Here is a 24,473-nt window from a genome sequence, read left to right as displayed (position 1 = left end):
CCTCCTCGGGGTGCGGTGGCGATGTGGTGTGCGGAAGTCTCACTCCGCCGCGGGTCCGCGGCCATCCGGGACGCGAGGGGAATGGCCGGATCGCGCACTGTCGACATTGCGTACTTGTGACGGTCGATGCCGGGATTCGTCGCACTGCGCAAGCTCGACGTGCCGGACGGGCGGGAGCTGGCCATCGCGTACTTCGAGACCGAGGAGCACATGCGCGCCTGGTACGACGATCCCGAACACCGGGCCGTGGAAGCCCTGGGCCACCGGCAGATCCTCGACGACTAGACGATCGAGATCCTCGAGCTGACGCGTTCGTACACCAAGGCGTCGTCGACTGTCGTGGCCACCGCGGAAGACGAGCGCGCTGCCGACGAGCTCGTGGCCGGGCTGCACGCGAAGGCTCAGTTGTGATCTCGGCGAGGATGCTGGCCCGTCCTTGGGCTTCTCGGGCACTGTAGGAGCAGGTGGCACGGGAGGAGAAGGCGTGAAGGTCGTCATCGGTGCGGAGCTTCGACCGACGGTGGTCGAATCCGGGGAACTGACGTCGCTGTCGGTCGAGCGAGCCGAGGGGGTCACCGAAACTGACGTCGACGCCGCGTTGCGCGGGGCCGGGGCGGGCACCGCGGCCGAGGGCTACGCGTGGCTGTCGGTGGCGTGGCTGCGCGGTGAAGGGCCGAGTGACGATCCACAGTGGACGGAAGCGTTCGGGAAGATGATCGCCTACGCTGCGAGCAAGGGCTGGACCGATTCGCAGCAGGACTCGGTGCGGGCCCACCTGTCGTGATGAGGACGGCCTGAAGGGAAAGCGGATGCCGGACGCGATCGTGGTCGGCAGCGGTGTCAATGGCCTGGTCGCGGCCGCCGAGCTGGCCGGCGCCGGCTGGTCGGTGACGCTCGTGGAGCGCAACGACCGGCTCGGCGGGTTCATCACGAGTGAAGAACGCACGCTCCCGGGCTACGTGCACGACACGTTCTCGTCCTGGCACCCGTTGTTCGTCTCGGGCGGGGCCTACGCGGCACTGGGGGAGGAGCTGCACCGGCACGGGCTCCGCTACCGCAACGCCGGCGGTCCGCTCGTCGCGAGCATCGGCGACGACGGCCACGCGGTGGTCGCGCACCGCGACCCGGAGCAGACGGCGGCTGAGTTCGCGCACGCCGAGGATCGCACCCGGTACCTGAAGGCGTTGCAGGATTTCCTGGACCACGCCGGCCCGGTCGGCGGATTGATGGGCTCGGAACTGCGCTCGCCTCTGGTGGTCAAGCACGCCGGCGGGCTCGCGCGCGGCCTCGGCCGCACGGGCACCGAACGCTGGGTTCGTGACTTCGTGAGCAGCGGCCGTTCGTGGTGCGCGCGGGAGTTCACCGGCTCCGAGGTCGACCACCTGTGGATCCCGTGGCTGCTGCACGCGGGCTTGGCGCCCGACCAGGCTTCGGGCGGGTTCCTCGTGCCGGTGCTGGCCGCGACCATGCACGGGTTCGGCCTGCCCGTGGTCGAGGGCGGAGCCGGCCGGTTCGTCGAGGCGTTCCGGTCACTGCTCGAAGCCCGGGGGGTGGAGATCCGCACGGGCGCGCCGGTCGAACGCATCCTCGTCGAGGGCGGGCGCGCGGTCGGTGTCGTGGCCGGCGGCGAGACCCTGCGGGCCACGCGGGCCGTGGTCGTGTCGGTGACGCCGACGGCGCTGTACGGCGAGCTGCTGCCGGCCGGGTCCGTGTCCGAGCAGGTCACCGACGAGGCCCGGCGCTTTCGCTACGGCCGCGCGGAGCTGCAGATCCACGTCGCCCTCTCCGCGCCGCTGGACTGGCTCGACGAGCGGCTGCGCGAGATCCCGCTCGTCCACGTCTCCGACGGCTCGGCCAGTACCGGCATCGCCTGCGCCCAGGCGGAAGCCGGCCTGCTGCCGGACCGCCCGACGATCGTGGTCGGCCAGCAGTACCTGCTCGACCCGTCACGCGTGCCCGAGGGCGCGGCCGCGTTGTGGTTGCAGCTGCAGGAAACGCCGTTCGCCCCGGTCGGCGACGCGGCGGGGGAGCTCGACGTCACCGGCGGCTGGACGCCTCGGCTCGCCACCGCCTACGCCGACCGCGTGCTGGACCGGATCGCGCGGCACGCGCCCGGGCTGCGGGAGAAAGTGCTGGCCGTCGACGTGATCACCCCGCCCGACCTCGAAGCCGCGAACGTCAACGCCGTGGCCGGCGATCCGTACGGCGGCGCCGCCGAAGTCGACCAGAGCTTTCTGTGGCGCCCCCTGCCCAGCGCGGCCCGCCACCGCACGCCGGTGCCGGGCCTGTGGCACATCGGCGCGTCGACGCACCCGGGCGCCGGGCTCGGCGGCGGCTCGGGCCACCTCGTCGCCCAGAGCCTCACGACCCCGTCGCGGGCGGAGACGGCGAAGTCCACGCTGACCTCGTGGTTGAGGGGCCGCCGCTCCTGAGCGTCGGCCCGCGACGACGGGTGCGGTGGCCGCGAAACCGACCTAGCATCAGCGGTCACGGCGGCAGGCGGGAGACGGCATGGCGGCCGGCAGTGAACCTCTCGGCACGCCGCCCGCGAAGGCGGTGCTGCGCCGCGCACGGGCGATCCTGCGGTCGTTCGACGCGAGCTCGTCCGTGCTCGGGATCAGCGAGCTCGCCCGCCGCAGCGGCCTGCCGAAGGCGACGGTCCACCGCCTCGTGCAGGAGCTCGTCGAATGCGAGCTGCTGGAACGCGACGGGCACCGCTACCGCCTCGGCACCTGGCTCTACGAGCTCGGCCAGCGCGCACCCGCGCACCGCTCGCTGCGCGTGGTCGCCGCGCCGTTCCTCGACGATCTGGCGCACGTCACGCAGGAGACCGTGCTGCTGGTCGTGCCCGGAAGGAGCGGGATGCTGTTCACCGAGAAGTACGTCGGCAGCCGGGGCCGCGGCCGGGTCGTCACGCAGCTCGACGGCCGCGTTCCCCCGCACTCCGCGGCTTCGGGCAAGGCGATTCTCGCGTTCGGACCGCCCGAGCGCGTCGACGAGCTGTGCGCCACGACCGGTCCCGAAACGCAGCCACCGCTCGACGAGCCCCGGTTGCGCGCCGAGCTCGCCGAGATCCGCCGCCGCGGCTACGCGGTTTCGCACATCGAGCCGGCCCCGGGCTACGGCGCCATCGCGGCCCCGGTCTGGTCCGATGCGACGGTGGTCGCGGCCCTGAGCATCGTGGCGCCGGGTGACCGGCTGGACATCGGCCGGTTCTCGGCCGCACTGCAGCTCGCCTGCACCGCCCTGACGCGCCGGCTCCGCGGCGCCCACGCACAAGCGTTCCGCTGACTGGACCGTTGACCTTCTGCGCGCCGCGGCGCCGGCGCACCATGGCCGCTCCCCATCGGGACGCGCGCCGTCCCGGCACCCGAGGAGGACCAATGGCGGACTCTCTTCACCCACCGCGGCAGTCGATGCGCCGCGTCGTGCTGGCGGGCCTGGTCGGCAACGCCCTGGAGTGGTACGACTTCTTCCTCTACGGCACCGCCGCCGCGATCGTGTTCAACAAGCTGTTCTTCCCGGCCGTGGACCCGATCGCCGGCACCATCGCCGCGTTCGGCACCTACGCGCTCGGCTTCGCGGCGCGGCCCATCGGCGGCATCGTCTTCGGCCACTTCGGCGACCGCATCGGGCGGCGCGCGATGCTTGTGACGACGCTGACGCTGATGGGCCTCACGACGGCGCTGGTCGGCGTGCTGCCGACGTACCAGCAGATCGGGCTGTGGGCACCGATCCTGCTGACCGTGCTGCGGATCGTCCAGGGCATCGCGGTGGGCGGGGAGTGGGGCGGCGGGGTGCTGCTGATCAGCGAGAACGCCGACCCGAAGCGGCGCGGCATGCAGACCGCGCTGGGCCAGAGCGGCGTCAGCATCGGGTTCGTGCTCAGCGCCGCGGTGTTCGCGCTGCTGAGCGGGACCACGAGCGCGGAGGCGTTCCAGTCTTGGGGCTGGCGGATCCCGTTCCTCGTGGGGGTCGTGCTCATGGTCGTCGGGCTGGTGATCCGGATGAACGTGCTGGAGACGCAGTCGTTCGCCCAGGTGCGGCGGCGCCACGAGACCGAGCGGTTCCCCGTGCTCGCCGCGATCCGCAAGCACCCGCGCGCGGTGGTGGTGTCCTTCGGCGCCCGCCTCGCCGAGAACGGCGGCAGCTACATCTTCCTGGTCTTCGTGCTCACGTACGCGAGCCAGATCGGCATTCCGCAGTGGGTGACGCTGGTCGGGGTGATCCTCGGCGAGCTCCTCGAGGCGATCGCGATGCCGTTGTGGGGAGCCCTGACCGACCGGGTGGGCCGGCGCCCGGTGTACCTCGGCGGCGCGATCGCGATGATCGTGTGGGCCGCCCCGTTCTTCGCGTTGCTGCACACCCGGGAGACCTGGCTGGTGTGGCTGGCCATCGTGGTGGCCAACGCCGCGTGCCACGGCGCGATGATCGGCGCGCAGGCGAGCTTCTTCAGCGAGCTGTTCGGCAGCGGCGTGCGCTACAGCGGGGTCGCGCTCGGACACGAGCTCGCGTCGGTCCTCGCCGGCGGCCTGTCCCCGCTCATCGCGACGGTGCTGCTCGCATGGAGCGGTTCGTGGTGGCCGGTCGCCGCCTACCTCGGCTTGCTGGGGCTGCTGACGGTCGCCGCGCTCGCGTGGGCGCCGGAAACGCGGGGCCGCGACCTCGACGCCGTCGGGTCACCCGAGCCCTCGCGGCCGAGCGAGCTCGCCCGATGACCGCCGCCGTCGTCGCCGCGTACGAACACCCCTACACCCGGCACGCGGCTGCGGGGACGACGACCGAGCACGTGCTGACCGCCGCGTTCCACGGGGTCCTGCGCGAAGCCGGTCTGCGGCCGGACGACGTGGACGGGCTCGGCGTCGCCAGCTTCACCCTCGTGCCCGACCACGCGATCGACCTGGCCTGGCGGCTCGGGCTGCGGTTGCGCTGGCTCATGGAAGACCCCCACGGCGGCGCGAGCGCGCTCAACCTGCTGCAGCACGCGGTGCGCGCGGTCGAGGCCGGTGACGCCCGGACCGTGGTCCTGCTCGCCGGCGACCACCTCGACCGCGCGGCGTTCCGCGAGCTCGTCGCGAACTACAACCGCGCCACCGCGGAAACCCTGACGCCCCTGGGTATTTCGGGGCCGAACGCGCTGTTCGCCATGCTCACCCAGCGGCACATGCTGGCCACGGGGCTGACGGAGGAGGACTACGCGCTGGTGCCGATCTCGCAGCGGTGGTGGGCCGGCCGCAACCCCGGGGCCGTCTACCGCGCCCCGCTCGGGCTCGACGAGTACCTGGCGGCGCCCGTCGTCGCCGCACCGCTGCGCCGCTACGACTGCGTGCCGGTGGTGACCGGTGCCGACGCCGTGGTCGTCACCGCCGCCGCGCGGGGCGCGCGGGCCGAGGTGCGCGCGTTCGGCGCGAGCCACAACCACGACGGGCAGCAGGGCGACGGGCTGCACACCGGCCACCACCTGATCGCCGACCGGCTGTGGGCGGACGCGGCGCTCGGGCCGGCCGAGGTCGGCCTCGCCTGCGTCTACGACGACTACCCGGTGATGGCCCTGGCCCAGCTGCAGGACCTCGGGCTCGCGCCCGACCCGGGCCGGTTGCTGCACGAGCGCCTTGCCGTCGACCACTGGCCGCTGAACCCGTCGGGCGGCCAGCTCTCGGCCGGCCAGGCCGGAGCCGCGGCCGGGCTGCACGGGCTCGTGGAGGCCGTGCAGCAGCTGCTGGGGCGCGCGGGCGAGCGGCAGGCGGCCGCCCGGCACGCGCTCGTGACCGGCTACGGGATGGTCCTGCACCGCTACGGCGCCTGCGCCAACGCCGCGATCCTGGAGGGGAAACGATGACGGACTCGCCGACCGCACGCGTCGAGCAGGTGACCGAAGCGAACGGCGTCCGCGTGGCGACGTTGCGCACCAGCGCCGGGGCCGTGGTCGTCGGCCGGCTCGAGGGTGACGAGGAAGCCGGCGCCGACGTCCGCGTCACCGCGGCACCGGAGGGCCCCGGCACGGCGTGGGTGCCGGTGGCCCACCGGTTGCCGGACCGGTCGGAGCCGCTGCGGGCGCTGTGGCCCGACGCGTGCACCGTGCCGAAGCTGCTGACCCGGCAGGCCGAGCGGCACGGGGACCGGCCGCTGGTCATCTGCGGCGAGGTCACGTGGACCTACCGGGACACCGCGGACCGTGCGGCGCGGGCGGCGGGCATGCTCCAGCGTCGCGGGGTCGTGGCCGGGGACCGGGTCGCGCTGCTGTGCGGGAACCGGTTGGAGCTGCTGGAAATCGTGCTCGGCTGCGCGTGGCTCGGGGCCGTCGCCGTACCGCTGAACACCGCGCTGCGGGGCGCGGGCCTGCGGCACACGCTGGCCGACTCCGGCGCGCGGGTGCTCGTCGCCGAGCCGCACCTCGTCACCGCGCTGGAGCACCTCGACGTGCCCGAGACGCTGGCGCAGGTCTGGGTGCTCGACGGTCCGGACCACCCCGTGCTCGCCGACGCCGTGCCGCCGGTCGACGCCGCACCCGGTGACACGCTGGCCATCCTGTACACATCCGGCACCACGGGGCTGCCCAAGGGCGTGTGCTGCCCGCACGCCCAGTTCTTCTGGTTCGGCGTCGGGGTCGGCGAATGCCTGGAGCTCGCCGCGGACGACGTGCTCTACACGTGCCTGCCGCTGTTCCACATCAACGCGCTCACCGCGTTCTTCCAGGCTCTGCTGACCGGCGCCCGCATCGTGTTCGGCGCGAAGTTCTCCGTGTCGCGCTACTGGGCCGAGGCGGCCGCGTGCGGAGCGACGGTGACCTACGTCCTCGGCGCCATGGTGCAGATGCTCCTGGCCGCGCCCGAGTCCGAAGTGGACAGCCGGCACCGGGTCCGGATCGCACTGGCACCGGCGACCCCGCCCGTGTCCCACGCGCAGTTCCACGCGCGGTTCGGCGTGCGGCTGATCGAGGGCTACGCGTCGACCGAGACCAACATGATGGTCGGCGCCCACGCCTCGACCCAGCGGCCGGGCTGGATGGGCGTGGTGCTGCCCGACTACGAGGCGCGCGTGGTCGACGCGGCCGGGCTCGACGTCCCCGACGGCGAAGCGGGGGAGCTGCTGTGCCGCTCGCGCCTGCCGTACGCGTTCGCGACCGGCTACTTCGGCAACCCCGCCGCGACGGCCGCGTCCTGGCACGACCTGTGGTTCCACACCGGCGATCGCGTGGTGCGCGACGGGGCCGGATGGCTGCGGTTCGTCGACCGGGTGAAGGACAGCATCCGCCGCCGGGGCGAGAACATCTCGTCGCTGGAGGTCGAGCAGGTCTTGGGCGAGCACCCCGCCGTCGCGGCGGTCGCGGTGTTCGCCGTGCCGTCGGAGCTGGCCGAGGACGAGGTGATGGCCGCGGTCGTCACCCGGGCCGAGGTGACGCCGCTGGAGCTCGTCCAGTGGTGCGAACCGCGGCTGTCGTACTTCGCGATCCCGCGGTACGTCGACCTCGTGGCCGCGTTGCCGCTGACCGAGAACGGCAAGGTGCGCAAGGCCGTCCTGCGCTCCCGAGGCGTGAGTGACGGCACGTGGGACCGCGAGGCGGTGGGCTACCGGCTCCGGCGGTGAACCGCGCGCGTCTCCTCCGCAGGTATGAGACGGCGGCCGAGGTTCGTCCGCGCGGTCGATCTTCGCCGGCGCCGGTTCCGGGAGTCTCGACGCATCGGCACACGAAGGAGATCCCGATGCTGAAGACGGACTTCATCCCCGAGGCGCTGCGGCTTCCGGAGGGCAGGATCACCGGGCTGCCCGCGTGGTACTTCGTGCTCGTGGGGCTGCTCGCGGCGAGCGGGGACCTCACCGTGCAGTTCCAGGACCGGTACCCGTGGGTGGCGCTGCTGCCGCTCGTCGTGCTCGCGGTCCACGTGGTCCTGTGGTCCACGATGCTCGCGCGGCGACGGCAGCTGCTGCGCGCGGTGTGGCGCCGCAAGCAGGCGCTGGGCCTGGTGGCGACGCTGTTCGTGGCGCGGCTGCTCGTGCAGCTCGGCCTCACGCGGCTGACCGACAGCGTCGCCCCGCTGCACAGCTACACCCACCTGATCCTCGGCCTGGTCATGCTCGTGGTGACGACCGTGGGCGCGTGGTTCGACCAGTGGCTGGTGCTGCGCGTGGTGAACAAGGACCGGGCGTGAGCCGTCAGCGGCGTGGACGTAACCGAACCCGGCGAGGTCTTCGCCGGTGGCCCAGGGGAGAAGGCCGTCGAGGGCGAGGTGGAGCATGAGCGTGGCGGGGCCGTAGCGGAAGTTCGAGCGCGTCCGGGCGCCGCCGCGCGCCGCCTTCGACGACGGACATGCCGTTGTCCAGGTCGGCGAACAGCTCCAGCAGCGGGAACATCGCACCCCCGCTGACGTCGGGGGCGAAGTCGAGGTGCAGGCCCCAGCACGCGGCCATCGCCTGGGCTTCGCGGGTCGAACCAGGTTTCGCCGAGCTCGCGGGTGCTCATCAGCAGTGTCCGGGCCAGGTCGAGCGCACCGCCCACCCCCTGCTCGCGGACCAGCCGCGCGGCCTCTCGGACAGCCGCTTTCGACGGCAGCGCCGAGCGCGAACAGGTGCGGCGCGAACCGCTGGTACACCGAGTACAGGCGCTCGAACCCCTCGGCGTCCGCCGGCGAATGGGCGGCGAGGCCTTCGAGCGTTGTCGCGTGGTCGTCGTGGACGCGCAGGCTCCGCCCGTCGGGGAAGACGTTGGCGTAGGGCCGGCGCGTGACCCGGAACTTCAGGCCGAGCCGCGTGAGGTCGGCGCCGAAGTCGGCGTAGGCGGCGGAACCGAGGAACAGGTTCTGGTTCGTCGAGTACAGGTCGTGCTCGAACCCCGGCAGCGTCACCTCCCCGCTCGCGATCGCCCCGCCCACGCGGTCGTTGCGCTCCACGACGGCCACGGACCACCCGGCCTTCGCGAGGTACAGCGCCGCGACGAGCCCGTTGTGCCTACCGCCGATGACGATCGCGTCGTACGTGCTCACCGATCCGCCTCGCGCTTCGGCGGGCCGAAGACCTCCGCGTTGTGCTCCCCGACGGACGGCGCCGGACTCGGGTCGAGGCGCGTGCCGTCGACGACGAGCGGCGACTTCGGCGCCAGGTGCGGGCCGACGCCGGGTTGGTCGAGGGGTGCGAAGAGCTCCTGGTCCGCCAGCCCCGGGTCACGGCCGACCTCGGCGAAGGTGCGGTAGCGCTGCCACAGGATTCGGTGGGCGTCGAGGGCCTTGGCCGCGTCGGCGTACGGCGTGGTGGCGAACCAGCGGGCCAGCAGCGCCGAGATGAGGTCGCGGTGCTCGAAGCGGGCGGCTTCACCGGAAAAGTCGATGGCGAGGGAATCGCCCAGAGCCGCGAAGGCGGCGGTGAGACCCGTGGCGGCCAGCAGCTTCGTCCAGTGGCGTTCGGTCAGGATGACGACCACGACCGCCACGCCGTCGGCCGTGGTGAAGTCGCGACCGTAGGTGCCGTGGATGTCGTTGCCGGACTTGGTGCGTTCGTGGTCGGTGACCTGGGCCTCGGCGAGGTAGCCGAGGTTGCCCGCGGTGGCGAGGGCGACGTCCTCCAGCGCGACGCGCAACGACGCGCCCCGGCCGGTCCGCAGGCGGCGGCGCTCGGCGGCGAGCAGGCCGGTCGCGAGGTACAGACCGGCGGCGAGGTCCCACGCGGGCAGGACGTGGTTGACCGGCCCGGGCACGTCGGCCGGGCCGGTGACCAGCGGGAACCCCGTGGCCGCCTGGACGGTGTAGTCCACGGCGGCGCCACCGTCCGAGTGGCCTTCCAACAGCGCGTGGATCACGTCGGGACGCCGGGCGGACAGCGCGGCGTGCGTGAGCTCGGGGTGCCGGGCGGTGTTGGTGACGACCACGCACGGTCCACCGTGGACGATCAGGTCGGCCACCCGGTGTCGGTCCACTTCGGCCGCGAGGTCGACCGCGATCGCGCGTTTCCCCTTGTTGAGCCCGGTCCAGTACAGGCTCGTGCCCGAGCCGGCCAGCGGCCAGCGCGTGCGGTCGGGCGCGCCGCCCAGCGGCTCGACGCGCACGACGTCGGCGCCCAGCTGGGCCAGGGTCAGGCCGCACAGGGGAGTGGCGACGTAGCTGGAGATCTCGACCACCCGCAGCCCGTCGAGCAGTGCCTCAGGCATCCGCACCGCCCCGGCCGGTGAAATCGGGCTTGCGGCGTTCCCGGTGCGACGCCAGGCCTTCGCGCGCTTCCGGCCCGGCGAACCCGTAGAACTCCAGCGCCAACGAGGAGTCGAAGATCGCGCCGGCGATCTGCCGGTACCACGCGTTGAGGCTCTGCTTCGTCCACCGGACCGCGTTCGGCGCGCCCAGCGCCAGCTCCCGGGCGAGGTCGCGCGCGGTCGGCAGCAGCTGCGCGTCTTCCTCCACGCACAGCGAAACGAGGCCGATCCGCTCGGCCTCCTCGCCGGTCATCGGGCGGCAGGTCATCAGGTAGTACTTGGCTTTCGCCATCCCGCACAGCAGCGGCCAGCAGATCGCCGCGTGGTCCCCGGCGGCGACGCCGAGCCGCGTGTGCCCGTCGACGATCTTCGCGGTCTTCGTGACCACCGACACGTCCGCGAGCACCCCCGCGACCAGCCCCGCGCCGACGGCCGGGCCGTGGATCGCCGAGACGATCGGCTTCGAGCAGTCGATGATATTGTAGACGAGGTCGCGCGCCTCCCGCATGGTGCGCGAGCGAGCCTCGAAATCGGTGGTCAGCTTCTCGACCAGGTCGAACGAGCCGCCGGCGGAGAACCCCTTGCCCTCGCCACGCAGCAGCACCGCGTTCACCGCCGGATCGCGGTCGAACTCGCGCCAGATCTCGGCCAGATCGCCGTGCGCGGCCTCGCTCACGGCGTTGAGGTTCGGCCCGTCGAGCACCAGCTCGACCACGCCGTCCTCGTCCGGCCCGTCGACCCTCAGGTGCTCGAAACGCGCGTACCGGCTCATGCGGCTCCCTCCGCTCGTGGGTGATCAGGGCTCAGTCTGCACCGTCGGCGCCCAGGAGTTCGGTCACGACGGCGGCCGTCGCGCGCGACACCGCCGCACGGTGGCGCTTGAGACGAGCGGCCGAGTCGCGGCCGCCGGGGGAGCGGATCTCCGGCGGGGTGAGGTTCCACGACTGCGCCAGCGCGAGGGTGAGCATGAGGACGTCGATGCCCTGCTCCGCGTCGATGCCGTGCGCGGTGGAGATCTCCGCGGCCTTGTCGACGTGGGCGCGCACCTCCGCGGCCGAGGCTTCGGGGCGCTCCAGCGCCTTCCACTGCATGAGGCGCATCACCGTCGGCTCGGCGACGAGGTAGTCGAACAGGGCGCCGATGTAGGCGGGCAGGTCGTCGGGCGTGAAGGGGACCAGGTCGGCGAGCACGCCGAGCCGCGCGTCGAGAACGGCGTCGAAAAGGGCGTTCTTGGAGCCGTAGTACGCGTAGATGGCCTGCTTGTTGGCCGAAGCCGCGGCCGCGATGCGATCGACCCGGGCACCGGCGAGGCCGCGCTCGACGAACTCGTCGTGGGCCGCTTCCAGCAGGCGGGCGCGGGTCGCGTCCGAGTCGTACGTCATGGGTTCAGCGTAATAAACCAACTGGCTGGTTGACAATCCGCGGCGGCCGTGGCTAGGTTTTAAACCATCCAGTTGGTTTAGTCTCGTGCGCGGAGTAAACCAGCCAGTTGGAACTATCGAGGGGTACGACATGGGTACCTGGTTCGTCACCGGCGCGTCGACCGGCATCGGCCGGGCGGTCACCGAGCAGCTGCTGGCGCGGGGACACCGCGTGGCCGCCACCGCCCGCCGGCCGGACACACTGGCCGATCTGGGACCCGAGCACCTGCTGTGGACCGCGCAGCTGGACGTGACCGACACGGCGCGGCTGCGGTCGGTGGTCGAGCAGGTGTTCGCGGAGTTCGGGCGCATCGACGTGGTCTTCTCCAACGCCGGCGCCGCGGCGTTCGGGGCGGCCGAAGAGCTGCCGGACGAGGTGATCGAGGGGCAACTCGCGCTCAACACCATCGCGCCGATCCAGCTGTTCCGCGCCGTGCGGCCACACCTGCGCGCGCAGGGCGGCGGCCGGTTCGTCCAGACGTCCACGATGGGCGCCCACCTCGCCGGCCCCGGCGGCAGCCTGTACCACGCGTCGAAGTGGGGTGTGGAGGGCTTCCTGGAGTCCGTGATCGGCGAAGTCGCGCCATTCGGCGTCGGCATCACGATGGTGGAACCCGGCACCGTCCGCACCGGGTTCGGCGCGGCGACGACCGTCGCCGAACCGCTCGACGTCTACGCGAGCACGCCCGTCGGCCAGGTCCGCCGGTACCTCGAAGGCGCCGGCAACCTCACCGGCGACGCCCCGGGTGACCCGGCCCGCGTCGCGACGGCCGTGATCGACTCCGCCGACGTCACCCCGGCCCCGCGCCGCCTCGCCCTCGGCAGCGACGCCTTCGAAGCGATCCGCGCCGCGCTGTCCACGCGCCTCGCCGAGCTGGCCGCGGGCGAGGACGTGGCCCGCAGCACCGATTTCCCCCGTTGAGACCTCGGCACCCGGGTGCCGAGAAGAGCGAAGAGAGCCGGAAACAATGACTGACACCGCACTGCCGTTCACCGCTTCGTCCACTGCCGCCGAGGTGCTCGACGGCGTCGACCTCACCGGCCGCCGCGCCATCGTCACCGGAGGCGCGTCGGGCATCGGCCTCGTCACCGCCCGCACCCTGGCCGCGGCCGGCGCCGACGTGACCGTCGCGGTCCGTGACCCCCAGGCCGTCGAGGACCTGCCCGCCGTGCAGCTCGACCTGGCCGACCGCGCGGGCATCGCGGCCTTCACCGCCGCGTGGGACGGACCGCTGCACCTGCTCGTCAACAACGCCGGGACCATGGCCCTGCCCGAGCTCACCCGCACCGCCGACGGGTGGGAACGGCAGTTCGCCGTGAACCACCTCGGCCCGGCCGAGCTCACCCTCGGCCTGCACGCCGCCCTCGCCCAGGCCGGCGGCGCCCGCGTGGTCAACGTCGCGTCCTCGGCCCACCTCATGTCCGCGGTGGACTTCGCCGACCCGCACTTCGAGCGCACGCCGTATGAAGCGTGGACCGCCTACGCCCGCTCGAAGACCGCGATGATCCTCTTCACCGTCGCCCTCGCCGAACGCTGGGCGGCCGACGGCATCACCGTCAACGCCCTGCACCCGGGCTGCATCATGACCAACCTGCAGCGCCACCTCGACGAGGCCCAGCTCGGCTTCGTCGGCGCCACGGACGCCCACGGCAACGTCCTCGCCGTCCCGCCGGGCTGGAAGACCCCCGAGCAGGGCGCGGCCACGTCGGTGCTGCTGGCGGGCTCGCCCCTGGTCGAGGGCATCACGGGCCGCTACTTCGAGGACAACGCCCTCGCGCCGGTCCAGCCGAACCCCACGCCGGGCGCCAGCGGAGTCGCGCCGTACGCGATCGATCCCGAGCTGGCGGCGCGGCTGTGGGACTCGACGCTGCGCCTGCTCGGCTGACCACAGTGGACAGCGCGGGACCGGCTAGCGAGCTACTCCCGGAACGCCGAGCTCCTTCAGGAACAAGTCGTCGAAGCTGAGCCCGAGTACCTGGCGCACGTCGGGTTCGGGCCAGTCGCGGTGCTGCGCGACGTGCGCGACGAGCTGCTGTCGGCGGAGGACGCACTCGACGTGTACGGCGTGACGGTCGACCTGGAGGTGCTGACCGCGACCCGGCGCCCAGCGGACGGTAGTGAGTTCGCCTGACAGTGACGGGAATTCTCGCACTGGCCGATGTGGACAGTGCGGGAATCCCCGGTGTTCCAGGCAGGTGGAAGGGCGTCGCCGACCGAGTGAGCCGGCGACGCCCGGTCGGCGCGGCCTGGCTGGGACCGCGTGCCGCGCCTGAAATTCGGATACCCCCTCTGCCGCCCGTGAAACTTCGCGTGCGCTGCCGTCTTGCCGGTCGTACTTACACTCGGACGGGTGATGGAGCACTCCGGTGAGACCCGTGACGAGAAGCTCGGGCGGAACGTGAACGAGCTCCTCCAGGAGTTGCGCGTGGCCCAGGCCGGGGTGCAGATCCTGTTCGGATTCCTGCTTTCGGTGGTGTTCACCTCCCTGTTCCGCGAGGCGAGCGGGTTCGAGAAGGGCCTGCACCTGGCGGCCGTCGTGTTCGCGGTGGCGGCGACGGCGCTGCTGACCGCGCCCGCGGCCTGGCACCGGCTGCTGTTCCGGACGGGCCGCCGCGAGCGCATCGTCGGCGTGGGCAATCGCGTGGTTATCGCCGGGCTGGTGTGCCTGGCGCTGGCCATCACGGTGACGGTCGCGCTCATCGCGAAGGTCGTCTACGGCGCGGCGGCGATGTTCGGCGTCGCCGGCTTCGTGCTGTTGCTGTTCATCGGGTTCTGGGGTGTCATGCCGCGCTTGCTCAAACGCGGGTGAGCGGCCGGACCCGATCGGCGGGGAGATTTTCAACGCCCGGCTAGCTGCGGGGCACAACGGCTACGCTGGGGCGCCTGCGTTGCCACGGGAGGCCGGATGACCACGTCGGAGAGCGGGCTCGGGAACGTCGACATGAAGGTCGAGGTGATCGTGATCCCCGTCGCGGATGTCGAGCGGGCCAAGGCGTTCTACACGGGAATCGGCTGGCGGCTGGACGAGACGCCGCCGTGGGTCGTCCAGCTGACCCCGCACGGGTCGCCGTGCTCGGTGCAGTTCGGGGCGAACCTCACGGACGCGAAACCCGGGTCGGCGAAGGGGTACGTGGTCGTCTCCGACATCGAGGCGACTCGCGCCGCGCTGGTCGCCGCCGGCGTGGCCATGAGCGAGATCTTCCACTTCGGCGCAGCCGGGCCGGAGCCCGGGCTGGACCCGGACCGCACCAGCTACCAGTCGCAGGCCACGTTCGCCGATCCCGACGGGAACCAGTGGCAGCTGCAGGAGGTCACCACGCGGCTGCCCGGGCGGGTCGACGCGGCGGAGACGTCGTTCGCCTCGGTGAGCGACCTGGCCGACGCGATGCGCCGCGCGTCGGTGGCCCACGGCGAGCACGAGAAATGCACCGGCCAGGCCGACGAGAACTGGCCGGAGTGGTACAGCCGGTACATGGTGGCCGAGCAGGCGGGCACGGAACTGCCGCTCTGAGGCTTTCACGAGCACGGAGAACGGATGACGGACGTCGAGCGGGGGCGAGGTCTGGCGGGCCGGACCGTCGTCGTCATCGGGGGCAGCGCGGGGATCGGCCTGGAGACCGCGGGGCTCGCGCGGGCCGAGGGCGCGCAGGTCGTGCTGACCGGACGCGATCCGGAGAAGCTCGAAAAGGCCGCGGCCGACGTCGGAGCGCAGGACACGGCGGCGTTCGACGCGACCGACCCCGCGGCGATGGCCGCGTTCTTCCAGGGCCTGACTGCCGTCGACCACGTCATGATCACCGCGGGCGCGCCGCACTACGGGCCGCTGCTGGAGATGACCGCGGCCGAGATCCGCGACGCGTTGAGCGACCACCTCGTCGTCGGCCTCGAAGTGGCCCGCAACGCCGCCCCGAAAATGCCGCCGGGCGGCTCGCTCGTCCTGATGGGCGGCACCGGCGGCCGGCGGGTGAACCGTGCGCTCGGCATCGTGTCCTCGGCCACCGCCGCGCTGCCCCCGTTCGCGGCGACGCTGGCGCTCGAGATCGCGCCGGTCCGCGTGAACCTGATCGCCGCGGGGTTCGTGGACACGCCGTTGTCCGCCTCCCTGCTGGGCGAAGGCCTGGCCGACCGCCGCGCCGAACTGCGCGCCACGCTGCCCATCGGCCGGGTCGTCACCCCGGCGGACGTCGGCGCGCTCGCCGTGCACCTCATGATCAACACCGCGCTGACGGGCGCCACGTACGACATCGACGGTGGGCAGCAGTTCGTGTTCTGAGCCGGGTCGGGGGCGGGTAAGCCTCGGGTGGCGGATTCACGTTCCAGTCCATTGAGGACGGTCGAACCGATGTGGCGAAGGTGGAGCGCTGCGGGCGGGCTGCTGCCGGGCCCGGGCAAGCAGACGGTCGACGAACCTCCGGTCGTGTGCGGCGTCAGGTGCGTCCGGGTCCGATCGCTACGGCAAGACGTCGGCCGCGAGCCCACGCGGGTGCGCCGCGATGGTGTGCTCGGCGAGGCGTCGCCGGAGCGGCTCGGCGGTGAGGTAGCCGCCGGCGAGGCCCGGGACTTTGTCGCCGTCGGGTGCGGTCGCCCAGCGCCACGAGGTCGGGATCGGTGCCGATCAACCGGCCGGCAGGCTGCTCGTGAGGTGGTGAACTCGGCGTCCGAGACTCGGTGCGGCCGCTTCGTGGGCGGCCGCCACCGTACGTCGCGACGGCCCAGGCCGGCAGTGCCGAGCCGGACGTGCCCGTTCGGCCAGGCCGAGCCGGAGAACCCCGGTCGGCTCCGCTCGTCTCGCGCACGGGCCGAGGCCGGTCCGCCGAGGGCGCGCCGCAAGGGCGATCAGGCCACACTGAAGATGATGCTCGGGGACGGGGAGTGGTCGAAAACGGCAGGTCAGTCGGTTTCCGGCTGCTGCCATTCGCGCCCGGCGCGCTGCGCGGCGATCCGGATCTCGTTGCCGGCTTCCCAGCGGTTCTGCCCGGGCAGCTCGGCGGCGCGCGACGTGGGTTCGGCGTCCGCGTCCGGCTGTTGTCGGATCTCCTGTTCGGCCATGGTCATGGTTGCCTCCGTTCTCTTTGCCCCACAACGATTCCGGATACCCGCCCCCGCGGCAAGCAAACGCGACTCCGCTTCACCCGGAAGGTGAGGGGTTGCGCATCCGGCTGGCACCCCGTCGCCCCCGGCGCGGCGGGTGCCGGTGACGCCCGCTCGTCCGCCGCTCCACAACGAGCCGGAGGTGCCCGACGCACCCCGCACCCGGAAAGGCCAGCGGATTCCGGCTATCACGGGCCAGTTGGAGTCCGATGTGGACAATCACGATCAGGCCGGGCGGTGCGTCGGTGAACCGCGTTCACGCCGAGCGCCGCGCCGACCCCGAACCGGTGACCGGCGAGGCACCCGGGCGCCGGCATCGGACAGCACTGGGGGCGCAACCCCTCGGCCCGGGCTCGGGCCGCTCAGTCGCCGCCGCGGAAGTTCTCCGTACTGCTCGGGTGCCCGCGGCGGGACCGGCCCTGCTCGTCCTCCAGCGGCGTTTCCCCTTCGGCCCGCCGCGCAGGGGGCGGATGGTTGCCGCTCGAGTCCTCGTCGGCGGCCACGGGGTGGGGTTCGGACATGGGTCGTTCGTCGTCCACGGTCGCTCCCGAGGTCAGTCGTCGCCGGGCCACTCGCCGCTGGCCTTCTCGTAGCCGAGGGCGCCGGCGCGCTCGGCGGCGGCCGTCACCACGCCGAAGATCGCGCCCTGCACAGCCGCGGCGATGAGGATCTCCTGCCAGCTGCGGTGCTTGTCCGTCGCGTTCGGGGCATCGTCCTCGCCGGCGATCCGCTGCCACAGCAGCTTGAAGACCTGGCCGGCGACGAGACCACCCAGCGCGCTGACGGCGAAGTTCAACGGTTTGTACAGCATCTTCTTCATGCCGGCCGGGTACCCCGGCGCGAGCGGGTCTCAACCTCGTCCGGGCCCGCGAGGCGGCCCGCGCCGCGGCGGTGCCCTACGCGATCGTCACCGGCCGCCTCGCGGTGCTGCGTCCCCTGCGGATGCTGGGGTCCGACCGCGTGCCGCGGGTTCACCGCAACCTGGCCGACGCGATGGCGTGGCTGTTGATCGTGACGCGCCTGCGCTCGTGACGCCGGCCGAGTCCGGGTGCGTGAGGCCGTGCAGGAGCGAGGCCAGCCCGCCGGGCGCGCGCCCGTGCAGCCGGGGGCTGGTGAACACGCGGGCCGCCGGCTCGTGGCAGCGCCGGAACCCGGCCGAGCCGAGCCGGTGCCACAGGGCGTGGTCCTCGCCGGTCGCGAGGGGGCCGAAGCCGCCGACGGCGAGGTGCGCGTCGGCGCGGACGGCGAGGTTGGCGCCGTAGACGTTGGCCTCGGCGCCGGCCACGATGCCGTGGTAGCGCGCGGCCGCCGCCGAGCTGCCAGGAAAGGTCGCGGACAGGTGGGCCGGACCGGCCGAAGCGTGCCAGCCGCGGCGGGCGCGGTCCAGGTGGCGCAGCGCCCACACCGGCGTCACCTCGGTGTCCGCGTCGGTGTTGAGCAGCACCACGCCCGAAGGCGTGACGGAGTCGAGCTCGTCGAGCGCCACGCGGCAGCCGAGGTCCGCACGGCGCCGATCGTGCCGAACCGGGTCGTGGTCACCACGCGGGCGCCGTGGCGGCGGGCGATCGCCGGGGTGGCGTCGGTGCACCGGTCGGCCACCACGATCACCGTCCGGGCCGTGCCGGCCGGCAACAGGGCGAGCGAGCGCCGGACGGCGTCGAGGCAGCGGGGCAGGAGGGCAGCTTCGTTGCGGGCGGGCACCACCACAGCGACGGCGTTGATCACCGGCGCCTCAGCACGTGCAGCAGGAACTCTTCGTCCCGGTGCTCCACCACGACGCCGAGCCGCGGGTGGTCGAGCAGGTGGCGGTGTGCTTCCCGGCCGTCGCGGGGTGCCTCCGGAGCCCAATGCCGCCAGTGGACGGCCACGATCTCGCCACCCGGGCCCAGCGCCTCGACGGCCCGCTCCACGGTGCGGGCGAGGTCAGCGTCGTCGAGGTAGTACAGCAGCTCGCTGAACACCACCAGGTCCACGGGGCCGCCGGGCAGCACCTCCGGCGCGGCTCCTCTGTGGACGCTCACCGAGGACGAGCCGGCGGTGGCCAGGAGGGTGCGCTCCACCGCGTCTGTGACGGGGTCCGAGGCCAGGAGCCGGTCGCACCGGCCGGCGAGCTCACGGGTGAGGGCGCCGGTGCCGCAGCCGGGTTCGACGACCGTGCCGTAGTGCTCCCGCGGAAGCGCCGCCAGCAGCAGCGCGCGCTTGCGGCGTTCGTACCAGCTCGTCGCCACCTGCCAGGGGTCGGGCGAACCCGCGTAGAGCTCAGCGAATCGGCCGACGGGCGCGGACCGCGCGGGCGGCACGCGGAAGAACGTCTCATGCGGCCGGTCGAAGTGGGCCAGCACCTCGGGCGGCAGGATCGGGCCCTCCCCGCGTGGCCCGGATTTCAGCTGCGACACGAACTCCCGCAGGCCCGCTGCCTTGGCCGCGCGCTGGGCGGGGGAGAGCGAAAGCGAACGGGCCAGGTTCCAGGGAACGTCCGCCGCGTCCGGCCGGACCCAGTGCCACAGCCAGATCGGGTACGCCCAGCGGTGTGCCGTCACGGGCGCCGCGGCCACCGCCGCACGGCCCGCCGCCTGGTGGTCCGGGTGCGGATCCTCGGGCCAGGGCAGCAGGAGCAGGTCCCGGCCGGCGGCGAGCTCCCGCAGCGCGTCGGTCAGCTCCGGGACGTGCTCGGCCAGGCCGGAGTCGGGCAGGCCGAGCCAGACCAGCTCTGCTCCGGACAGACCCTGGGCTTCGAGCGAACGCACCAGCTCCTCGCGGCGCGTCCGGCCGAGTTGCGCGCGCTCGTCCGCGTCGGCGTCGGGGAACGCGGCTTCGCCGTCGGTGGCGACGACCAGGGTCACCTCGGTGCCGGCCGCGTGCAGGTGCTGCACCAGGCCGCTCGCGCCGAGCGTCTCGTCGTCGGGGTGCGCCGCCACCACCAGCGCACGGCGGAAGTCCTCCTCCGGCCACGGCTCGAACTCGCGGGTCCACTCGCTCTCGGGCACGAACGGCTTCACGGCGTCACCTCCACCACCCGGCGGCCCAGCGCGGCGAGATCCCGCTCGCCGTGGTGCTGGCGGACGAAGACCTGCAGGTCGGCGAGCCGCTGCGCGAATCGCCGGTCGCGGCACATCGGCGCGGGCCCGGTGATGCGGGGCGCGCGGTCGAGCACCTCGCGGACGGTGTGCTCGACGCTCGCGCGGCAGGTGTCGTTGAGCAGCGCGGGATCCGCCGCGTCCTCGAGTGTGGCGGCGGTCGCGGTGAGCAACGCGTCGGCCGACGCGAGCGCGGCGTGCAGGGCACCGAAGTGGGCGAGCTGGTGCTCGTCGGCTTTCGCCGCCAGGACTTCGCGCACTACGTCGACGATCCCGGCCGCCCCGCCGAGCCACACCGCCGCCACGCCCGTGCCGCCGAACACGAACCCGGGCCGCTCGAGGTACCAGCCGGGCGGCCCGACGAGGGCTTCCGGCTCCACGGGCACGTCGGCGAACTCGACGTCCCCGCTGTCGGACGCGTCCATCCCGAGCGCCTGCCACGCTTCGGGCCGGCGCGTCACCCCGGGCGCCGAAAGGTCGACTTCCACCAGCCTGTCCTGCGCGGCGACGAGCGCCCGATCGAGGGTCGTGAGACCGGAGCAGAACCGGACGGTGCCGGTCAGCCGGTCTCCGTCCAGGACCGCGCCGGTGCCGCCGGACTTCGCGGCCCAGACCCCGTACCGCGCCCCAGGTTCCGGCTTCCGCCCGGCTTCGGCGAGGATCGCCACGGCGTCGGTGTGCCCTTCAGCGAGGCGCGCGAGGGCCAGGTCGCGGCGCCCCAGCGCGGCCAGCGCCGCCCAGCGCCGAGCCAGCCCGCCGTGGCCGGGCAAGGGCAGCTCCAGCGCGCCGCCGGCCGCCAGCGCGCGCAGCTCGGCGGCAACCCACTCGACGGTCCGAGGCATCGGAACCGGTTCCGGGGGTGGCGCATCGGCCAGCAACGAGGTCATCGAGGATTCCTGTCTGCCGCAGGGACGGGGATCGGCCGGGAGTGGTTTCGCCGCTGTAGTACGAGGAATGGCGCTCGGCGGCGAGGATGACTTAGGAGGGCGCGAGCTCGCCCGGGTGCGCGGCGCGGCCGAAGGGCGCCTGCGAACCGAATGTCTCGGCCTTCTCCGGCGGGAACATCGAGGGGATCACCGGTGTCCACACCGGATCCGGCGCCACGCAGTCGACGCGGGTCCCGCGCTCGGCCACGCCTGGGCCATCGAGTAGGTCCACGCGTGGATCGCGCCCTTGGTGGCGGAGTAGTCGACGAGGGACTTGTCGCCCCGCAGGCCGTTCACGGAGCCGGTGTTGACGATCGCCGGCCAATCGACCAGGTGGGCCGGCCCGCGGCGGTCGCGCGGAAGTAGCCGTGCATGTTCACGTCGAGCGCGCGCAGCCACTGCTCGTCGGTCAGATCCTCCGGCGAGCGGTTCCATCTCCTCGGTGACGCCGGGTGGCTCCTGCTGCTGCGGGCGTTGCTCGTCCGACATGCGATCTCCTGTGCGGTCGGGGGTTGCGATCCGCGGGTACCCCCGCCGAGGCGATTCCAAAGCTGCGGAGGTCATTTCTCGTGAGTTCGGGAGACGTCAGCGCGGTGGCACTGGCCGGTGGTTGCGGATCAGGTCGCTGCCGCGTTCGTAGTCCTCGTCGGCGTTGTGGGTGAGGACGCCGACCGCCTCGCCGTCGCGCTCGTACCAGACCGTGAAGCCGCCGTCGCGGGAAACCGGCCGCGCGGCGGCGAAGCCGTCGCCCCACGCGGCGTACTTGAGCACCTCGTCGCCGATTTCCGACCAGAAACCGGGAACCGCGTCCCACGAGGCGTCTTCGCCGGCGGCCGAACGGCCCGCGATCTCACCCATCGCGAGGCCTTCACCCCAGTGCTCGACCGCGAGCGCGCGCCCGGCGGCGGGGTTGTGGGCGAACGCGAGGTCGCCCGCCGCGTAGACGTCCGGGCGGCTGGTACGCAGGTGCTCGTCGGTGCGCACGCGGCCGTTCTCCACCGCCAGGCCGGCTTTCTCGGCGAGCGCGATCCGCGGCCGGATTCCGGTGGCCAGCAGCACCACGTCGGTGTCGAGCGCCGGGCCCAGGTCGGTGTGGACGCGGTGGCCCTCGCTCACCGCGTCGAGCCGGGTTCCGCGCAGCACGCTGGCACCCTCGGCTTCGAGCCAGTGCAGGATGAGCTCGCCGGCGTCGCGCCCGAGCCGCCGCTCCTGCGGCACGGAGTCGGCGCACAGCACCGTGACCTGAAGTCCGAGGCGGGCCAACGAGACCGCCGCCTCACACCCGATGAACCCGGCGCCGACCACGACGGCGCTGCGGGCACCTTCGGCCGCCGACCGCAATTCCCGGGAACTGCTCAGGGAACGCAGGCAGCGGACCTCCGGATGGTCGGCTCCCGGCACCGGCGGCCGGGCCGGTTCGGCGCCGGTGGCCAGGACGCACTGCGTGAACCCGTGCACGGCCCCGGAAGCCGTCCGGATCTCGCGCTCACCGAGCGCGGTGACGCGGTCGTCGAGGCTCAGTTCGACGTCGTCTCCCGGGCCTTCGAGCGCGAGGTCCGGCTCACCGGATTCGCCGCGGAGGAAGCCCTTCGACAACGGCGGCCGGGCATACGGCAGGGCTGGATCAGCGGAAAACAGCCGCACACGGCCCTTTCCGCCTGCTTCGCGGTACGCCCGGGCGGCGGACACCCCCGCCGGGCCACTGCCGATCACGACCAGTGTTTCGTCTGTCATGGCCCTCGGCTACCCGGTCGGGCGGCGGTTCTCACTTCTCCCGGGCGGCCCGCAGATCCGCGATGAACTCGGCCCGCGCCGTCTCGCGGTCGGGGGCGCGCAGGACGGACGAGGGGTGCACGGTCGCGACGCCGATGTCGAAGAGACCGGCGAACTCCTCGGGCGGCGCCATCGGCTCGCCGCGCCGCCGGGTGATGCGGAAGGCCGTGCCGTACACCGACTGGGCCGCGGTGGCGCCCAACAGGAGCAGCAGCCGCGGCCGCACGGCGCGCAGCTCGCCGACCAGCCAGGGCCGGCAGGCGACGACCTCAGCGCGCGAAGGCTTCTCGTGGATCCGCCGCTTGCCGCGTTCGGTGAACTTGAAGTGCTTCACCACATTGGTGACGTACATGGCTTCACGGTCGAACCCGGCTTCGGCGAGCGCCTCGTCGAGGAGCCTGCCCGCCGGGCCGACGAAGGGCTTGCCCTGCCGGTCTTCCTGGTCACCGGGTTGCTCCCCGGCGACCAGGACCTCGGACCGGCGCGGCCCCTCGCCGAAAATGGTCTGCGTGGCGGCGCGGTACAGCCCGCACCCCGTGCAGTCCGCAGCCGCCCGTCGCAGGCGGGTGAGGTCGGCGGTGTCGGGCGGTGCGGCGCCGTCCGCGTGGCTCGTCGGCATGGCGGCCGGTTACCCGGCTGGAGCCGCCGGCACACCTGCCACCTCAGGGCTGCGAAAGCCCCAGGTGGTCCCGCAGCGTCGTCCCCGCGTACTCCGTCCGGAACACGCCGCGGTCCTGCAACAGCGGCACCACGGTGTCGGCGAACTCGTCGAGCCCGCCCGGCGTCACGTGCGGCACGAGGATGAAGCCGTCGGCGGCGTCGTTCTGCACGAGGTCGTTGATGGCGGTCGCGACGGTCGTCGGGGAGCCGATGAAGGTCTGGCGCCCGGTGACCTCGATGACGACTTCCCGCGCGGTCAGGTTCTTGGCCTCCGCGAGCTGGCGCCACTCCTTGGCCGTGGCCAGCGGGTCGCGGTACATCCGCACGCTGGCGCGGCCCTTCGAGATCAGGTCCTCGCCGACGACGGGGTCGAAGTCGGGCAGCGGGCCGTTCGGGTCGTGCTCGGACAGGTCGGTGTTCCACAGCTGTTCGAGGAACTTGATCGCTGTCTGCTCGCTGACCTGCTGCAGCCGCACCTCGTGGGCCTTTTCGTGGGCGTCGGCGTCGCTGTCGCCGAGGGCGAACGTCGCGGCGGGCATGATCACGAGCTGGTCGGGCGTGCGGCCGTACTTCTTGAGGCGGCCCTTGACGTCGCGGTAGAACGGCTGGCCGGTTTCGAGCGTGCCGTAGCGGCTGAAGATGGCGTCGGCCGTGGCGGCGGCGAACTCGCGGCCCTCGTCGGAGTCGCCGGCCTGGATGGTGACCGGCCGGCCCTGCGGCCCGCGCGGCACGGGGAACCGGCCGTCGATGGTGAAGTGCCGGTCGTGGTGGGAGAACGCGCCCGCGTGGGCGTCGGACAGGAAGCGGCCGCTCGCCTTGTCGGCGACGACCTCGTCGCCGCGCCAGGAGTCGAACAGCTCCCAGGCCGTGCGCAGGAACGTCTCGGCGCGCGAGTACCGCTGGTCCTGCGGGAGGAAGCCGCCGCGGCGGAAGTTCTCGCCGGTGAAGGCGTCCCACGACGTCACGACGTTCCACGCCGCGCGCCCGGCCGAGAGGTGGTCGAGCGACGCGAACTGGCGCGCCACCTCGAGCGGCTCGTTGAACGTCGAGTTGATCGTGCCCGCGAGCCCCAGCCGCTCGGTGACCGCGGCCAGCGCCGAGAGGACCGTGAACGTGTCGGGGCGCCCGACGACGTCGAGGTCGTAGATGAGGCCGTTCTGCTCGCGCAGCCGCAGGCCTTCGGCGAGGAAGAAGAAGTCGAACTTGGCGCGCTCGGCCGTCTGCGCGAGTTTCACGAACGAGCTGAACTCGATGTGGCTGCCCGCCTCCGGGTCGCTCCACACGGTGGTGTTGTTGACGCCCGGGAAGTGCGCCGCGAGGTGGATCTGCTTCGGCTCGGTCATCGGG

27 protein-coding genes and 2 pseudogenes are annotated in these 24,473 nt (G+C 73.0%); 14 read left to right on the top strand and 15 right to left on the bottom strand.

Annotated features, from left to right (window positions below; translation table 11 throughout):
- Positions 1–126 precede the first annotated feature (126 nt).
- The 8 genes from QRX50_RS34360 to QRX50_RS34325 all read left to right on the top strand — a co-directional run bounded on the left by QRX50_RS34360 (position 127) and on the right by QRX50_RS34325 (position 8,150).
- Complete coding sequence (locus tag QRX50_RS34360; protein WP_285967271.1) at positions 127–285, top strand: hypothetical protein; 159 nt, start codon at positions 127–129, stop codon at positions 283–285.
- 199 nt (positions 286–484) lie between these two features.
- Positions 485–784: a hypothetical protein gene (locus tag QRX50_RS34355; protein WP_285967270.1), complete on the top strand. Its 300-nt coding sequence runs from the start codon at positions 485–487 to the stop codon at positions 782–784.
- Between the two features lie 25 nt (positions 785–809).
- Complete coding sequence (locus QRX50_RS34350) at positions 810–2,432, top strand: phytoene desaturase family protein (RefSeq protein ID WP_285967269.1); 1,623 nt, start codon at positions 810–812, stop codon at positions 2,430–2,432.
- Positions 2,433–2,511: 79 nt separating this feature from the next.
- Positions 2,512–3,291: an IclR family transcriptional regulator gene (locus QRX50_RS34345; protein ID WP_285967268.1), complete on the top strand. Its 780-nt coding sequence runs from the start codon at positions 2,512–2,514 to the stop codon at positions 3,289–3,291.
- A gap of 92 nt (positions 3,292–3,383) precedes the next feature.
- Positions 3,384–4,718, top strand: a complete 1,335-nt coding sequence (locus tag QRX50_RS34340; protein ID WP_285967267.1) for an MFS transporter — start codon at positions 3,384–3,386, stop codon at positions 4,716–4,718.
- Positions 4,715–5,839 (top strand): thiolase family protein, encoded by a 1,125-nt coding sequence (locus tag QRX50_RS34335; protein WP_285967266.1) that lies wholly within the window; start codon positions 4,715–4,717, stop codon positions 5,837–5,839. The genes QRX50_RS34340 and QRX50_RS34335 overlap by 4 nt, the downstream gene beginning before the upstream one ends.
- Positions 5,836–7,587, top strand: coding sequence for an ATP-dependent acyl-CoA ligase (locus tag QRX50_RS34330; RefSeq protein WP_285967265.1), 1,752 nt, complete (start codon positions 5,836–5,838; stop codon positions 7,585–7,587). Before QRX50_RS34335 ends, QRX50_RS34330 begins: the two co-directional genes overlap by 4 nt.
- Before the next feature lie 116 nt (positions 7,588–7,703).
- On the top strand, positions 7,704–8,150 hold the full coding sequence (locus QRX50_RS34325; RefSeq protein ID WP_285967264.1) for a hypothetical protein: 447 nt from the start codon (positions 7,704–7,706) through the stop codon (positions 8,148–8,150).
- 567 nt (positions 8,151–8,717) lie between these two features.
- Here QRX50_RS34325 and QRX50_RS34320 read toward each other — a convergent pair.
- The 4 genes and pseudogenes from QRX50_RS34320 to QRX50_RS34305 form a co-directional block, all read right to left on the bottom strand.
- A pseudogene (locus QRX50_RS34320) lies at positions 8,718–8,981 on the bottom strand (FAD-dependent oxidoreductase); the annotation flags it as partial.
- A complete protein-coding gene (locus QRX50_RS34315) occupies positions 8,978–10,138 on the bottom strand; it encodes a CoA transferase (protein ID WP_285967263.1) in 1,161 nt (386 codons plus the stop codon). The pseudogene QRX50_RS34320 and the gene QRX50_RS34315, both read right to left, overlap by 4 nt.
- Positions 10,131–10,949: an enoyl-CoA hydratase/isomerase family protein gene (locus tag QRX50_RS34310; RefSeq protein WP_285967262.1), complete on the bottom strand. Its 819-nt coding sequence runs from the start codon at positions 10,947–10,949 to the stop codon at positions 10,131–10,133. Before QRX50_RS34310 ends, QRX50_RS34315 begins: the two co-directional genes overlap by 8 nt.
- 31 nt (positions 10,950–10,980) lie before the next feature.
- A complete protein-coding gene (locus QRX50_RS34305; protein WP_285967261.1) occupies positions 10,981–11,559 on the bottom strand; it encodes a TetR/AcrR family transcriptional regulator in 579 nt (192 codons plus the stop codon).
- A gap of 130 nt (positions 11,560–11,689) precedes the next feature.
- On the opposite strand from QRX50_RS34305, the gene QRX50_RS34300 reads away from it, so the two are divergent.
- From QRX50_RS34300 to QRX50_RS34275, 6 genes are all read left to right on the top strand, one after another.
- On the top strand, positions 11,690–12,520 hold the full coding sequence (locus QRX50_RS34300) for an SDR family oxidoreductase (RefSeq protein ID WP_285967260.1): 831 nt from the start codon (positions 11,690–11,692) through the stop codon (positions 12,518–12,520).
- Between the two features lie 46 nt (positions 12,521–12,566).
- On the top strand, positions 12,567–13,484 hold the full coding sequence (locus QRX50_RS34295) for an SDR family NAD(P)-dependent oxidoreductase (RefSeq protein WP_285967259.1): 918 nt from the start codon (positions 12,567–12,569) through the stop codon (positions 13,482–13,484).
- A 120-nt stretch (positions 13,485–13,604) separates the two neighbouring features.
- Complete coding sequence (locus QRX50_RS34290) at positions 13,605–13,730, top strand: hypothetical protein (protein WP_285967258.1); 126 nt, start codon at positions 13,605–13,607, stop codon at positions 13,728–13,730.
- A gap of 222 nt (positions 13,731–13,952) precedes the next feature.
- Positions 13,953–14,408, top strand: a complete 456-nt coding sequence (locus tag QRX50_RS34285; protein ID WP_285974640.1) for a DUF6328 family protein — start codon at positions 13,953–13,955, stop codon at positions 14,406–14,408.
- A 96-nt stretch (positions 14,409–14,504) separates the two neighbouring features.
- Positions 14,505–15,110: a VOC family protein gene (locus tag QRX50_RS34280; RefSeq protein WP_285967257.1), complete on the top strand. Its 606-nt coding sequence runs from the start codon at positions 14,505–14,507 to the stop codon at positions 15,108–15,110.
- A gap of 24 nt (positions 15,111–15,134) precedes the next feature.
- Positions 15,135–15,872 (top strand): SDR family NAD(P)-dependent oxidoreductase, encoded by a 738-nt coding sequence (locus QRX50_RS34275; protein WP_285967256.1) that lies wholly within the window; start codon positions 15,135–15,137, stop codon positions 15,870–15,872.
- A gap of 617 nt (positions 15,873–16,489) precedes the next feature.
- On the opposite strand, the gene QRX50_RS34270 is transcribed toward QRX50_RS34275, so the two are convergent.
- The 11 genes and pseudogenes from QRX50_RS34270 to QRX50_RS34220 form a co-directional block, all read right to left on the bottom strand.
- Positions 16,490–16,654: a hypothetical protein gene (locus QRX50_RS34270; protein ID WP_285967255.1), complete on the bottom strand. Its 165-nt coding sequence runs from the start codon at positions 16,652–16,654 to the stop codon at positions 16,490–16,492.
- Positions 16,655–17,052: 398 nt separating this feature from the next.
- The gene (locus QRX50_RS34265; RefSeq protein ID WP_285967254.1) at positions 17,053–17,229 is read right to left on the bottom strand and encodes a hypothetical protein; all 177 of its coding nucleotides are present in this window, start codon (positions 17,227–17,229) and stop codon (positions 17,053–17,055) included.
- 14 nt (positions 17,230–17,243) lie between these two features.
- On the bottom strand, positions 17,244–17,510 hold the full coding sequence (locus QRX50_RS34260; protein WP_285967253.1) for a DUF4235 domain-containing protein: 267 nt from the start codon (positions 17,508–17,510) through the stop codon (positions 17,244–17,246).
- An 87-nt stretch (positions 17,511–17,597) separates the two neighbouring features.
- Positions 17,598–18,176 carry a glycosyltransferase family 2 protein gene (locus QRX50_RS34255; RefSeq protein WP_285967252.1) on the bottom strand — a complete coding sequence of 193 codons (579 nt, stop codon included), beginning with the start codon at positions 18,174–18,176 and terminating at the stop codon, positions 17,598–17,600.
- Positions 18,101–18,415, bottom strand: a complete 315-nt coding sequence (locus tag QRX50_RS34250) for a glycosyltransferase (protein WP_285967251.1) — start codon at positions 18,413–18,415, stop codon at positions 18,101–18,103. Before QRX50_RS34250 ends, QRX50_RS34255 begins: the two co-directional genes overlap by 76 nt.
- Positions 18,412–19,689 (bottom strand): bifunctional PIG-L family deacetylase/class I SAM-dependent methyltransferase, encoded by a 1,278-nt coding sequence (locus tag QRX50_RS34245; RefSeq protein ID WP_285967250.1) that lies wholly within the window; start codon positions 19,687–19,689, stop codon positions 18,412–18,414. Before QRX50_RS34245 ends, QRX50_RS34250 begins: the two co-directional genes overlap by 4 nt.
- Complete coding sequence (locus tag QRX50_RS34240; RefSeq protein ID WP_285967249.1) at positions 19,686–20,654, bottom strand: acyl-CoA dehydrogenase family protein; 969 nt, start codon at positions 20,652–20,654, stop codon at positions 19,686–19,688. The genes QRX50_RS34245 and QRX50_RS34240 overlap by 4 nt, the downstream gene beginning before the upstream one ends.
- 94 nt (positions 20,655–20,748) lie before the next feature.
- Positions 20,749–21,118: pseudogene (locus tag QRX50_RS34235) on the bottom strand (SDR family oxidoreductase); the annotation flags it as partial.
- A 160-nt stretch (positions 21,119–21,278) separates the two neighbouring features.
- On the bottom strand, positions 21,279–22,427 hold the full coding sequence (locus QRX50_RS34230) for an NAD(P)/FAD-dependent oxidoreductase (RefSeq protein WP_285967248.1): 1,149 nt from the start codon (positions 22,425–22,427) through the stop codon (positions 21,279–21,281).
- Positions 22,428–22,458: 31 nt separating this feature from the next.
- A complete protein-coding gene (locus QRX50_RS34225) occupies positions 22,459–23,085 on the bottom strand; it encodes a UdgX family uracil-DNA binding protein (RefSeq protein ID WP_285967247.1) in 627 nt (208 codons plus the stop codon).
- A gap of 43 nt (positions 23,086–23,128) precedes the next feature.
- On the bottom strand, positions 23,129–24,469 hold the full coding sequence (locus QRX50_RS34220; protein WP_285967246.1) for an NtaA/DmoA family FMN-dependent monooxygenase: 1,341 nt from the start codon (positions 24,467–24,469) through the stop codon (positions 23,129–23,131).
- Between the last annotated feature and the right edge of the window lie 4 nt (positions 24,470–24,473).

It is taken from the genome of Amycolatopsis sp. 2-15, assembly GCF_030285625.1.
Lineage (GTDB): Bacteria > Actinomycetota > Actinomycetes > Mycobacteriales > Pseudonocardiaceae > Amycolatopsis > Amycolatopsis carbonis.
The sequence above is the reverse complement of the archived record's forward strand: the minus strand, read 5'-3'. Positions and strand labels throughout refer to the sequence as shown.

Excerpts from the sequence above, each read along its gene's own strand:
- QRX50_RS34325 (WP_285967264.1), top strand. The coding sequence starts at position 7,704 with ATGCTGAAGACGGACTTCATCCCCGAGGCGCTGCGGCTTCCGGAGGGC.
- QRX50_RS34225 (WP_285967247.1), bottom strand. The coding sequence starts at position 23,085 with ATGCCGACGAGCCACGCGGACGGCGCCGCACCGCCCGACACCGCCGAC.
- QRX50_RS34350 (WP_285967269.1), top strand. The coding sequence starts at position 810 with ATGCCGGACGCGATCGTGGTCGGCAGCGGTGTCAATGGCCTGGTCGCG.
- QRX50_RS34280 (WP_285967257.1), top strand. The coding sequence starts at position 14,505 with ATGACCACGTCGGAGAGCGGGCTCGGGAACGTCGACATGAAGGTCGAG.
- QRX50_RS34230 (WP_285967248.1), bottom strand. The coding sequence starts at position 22,427 with ATGACAGACGAAACACTGGTCGTGATCGGCAGTGGCCCGGCGGGGGTG.
- QRX50_RS34285 (WP_285974640.1), top strand. The coding sequence starts at position 13,953 with ATGGAGCACTCCGGTGAGACCCGTGACGAGAAGCTCGGGCGGAACGTG.
- QRX50_RS34335 (WP_285967266.1), top strand. The coding sequence starts at position 4,715 with ATGACCGCCGCCGTCGTCGCCGCGTACGAACACCCCTACACCCGGCAC.
- QRX50_RS34345 (WP_285967268.1), top strand. The coding sequence starts at position 2,512 with ATGGCGGCCGGCAGTGAACCTCTCGGCACGCCGCCCGCGAAGGCGGTG.
- QRX50_RS34315 (WP_285967263.1), bottom strand. The coding sequence starts at position 10,138 with ATGCCTGAGGCACTGCTCGACGGGCTGCGGGTGGTCGAGATCTCCAGC.
- QRX50_RS34300 (WP_285967260.1), top strand. The coding sequence starts at position 11,690 with ATGGGTACCTGGTTCGTCACCGGCGCGTCGACCGGCATCGGCCGGGCG.
- QRX50_RS34330 (WP_285967265.1), top strand. The coding sequence starts at position 5,836 with ATGACGGACTCGCCGACCGCACGCGTCGAGCAGGTGACCGAAGCGAAC.
- QRX50_RS34270 (WP_285967255.1), bottom strand. The coding sequence starts at position 16,654 with ATGACCATGGCCGAACAGGAGATCCGACAACAGCCGGACGCGGACGCC.
- QRX50_RS34360 (WP_285967271.1), top strand. The coding sequence starts at position 127 with ATGCCGGGATTCGTCGCACTGCGCAAGCTCGACGTGCCGGACGGGCGG.
- QRX50_RS34340 (WP_285967267.1), top strand. The coding sequence starts at position 3,384 with ATGGCGGACTCTCTTCACCCACCGCGGCAGTCGATGCGCCGCGTCGTG.
- QRX50_RS34310 (WP_285967262.1), bottom strand. The coding sequence starts at position 10,949 with ATGAGCCGGTACGCGCGTTTCGAGCACCTGAGGGTCGACGGGCCGGAC.
- QRX50_RS34305 (WP_285967261.1), bottom strand. The coding sequence starts at position 11,559 with ATGACGTACGACTCGGACGCGACCCGCGCCCGCCTGCTGGAAGCGGCC.
- QRX50_RS34295 (WP_285967259.1), top strand. The coding sequence starts at position 12,567 with ATGACTGACACCGCACTGCCGTTCACCGCTTCGTCCACTGCCGCCGAG.
- QRX50_RS34220 (WP_285967246.1), bottom strand. The coding sequence starts at position 24,469 with ATGACCGAGCCGAAGCAGATCCACCTCGCGGCGCACTTCCCGGGCGTC.
- QRX50_RS34275 (WP_285967256.1), top strand. The coding sequence starts at position 15,135 with ATGACGGACGTCGAGCGGGGGCGAGGTCTGGCGGGCCGGACCGTCGTC.
- QRX50_RS34240 (WP_285967249.1), bottom strand. The coding sequence starts at position 20,654 with ATGACCTCGTTGCTGGCCGATGCGCCACCCCCGGAACCGGTTCCGATG.
- QRX50_RS34260 (WP_285967253.1), bottom strand. The coding sequence starts at position 17,510 with ATGAAGAAGATGCTGTACAAACCGTTGAACTTCGCCGTCAGCGCGCTG.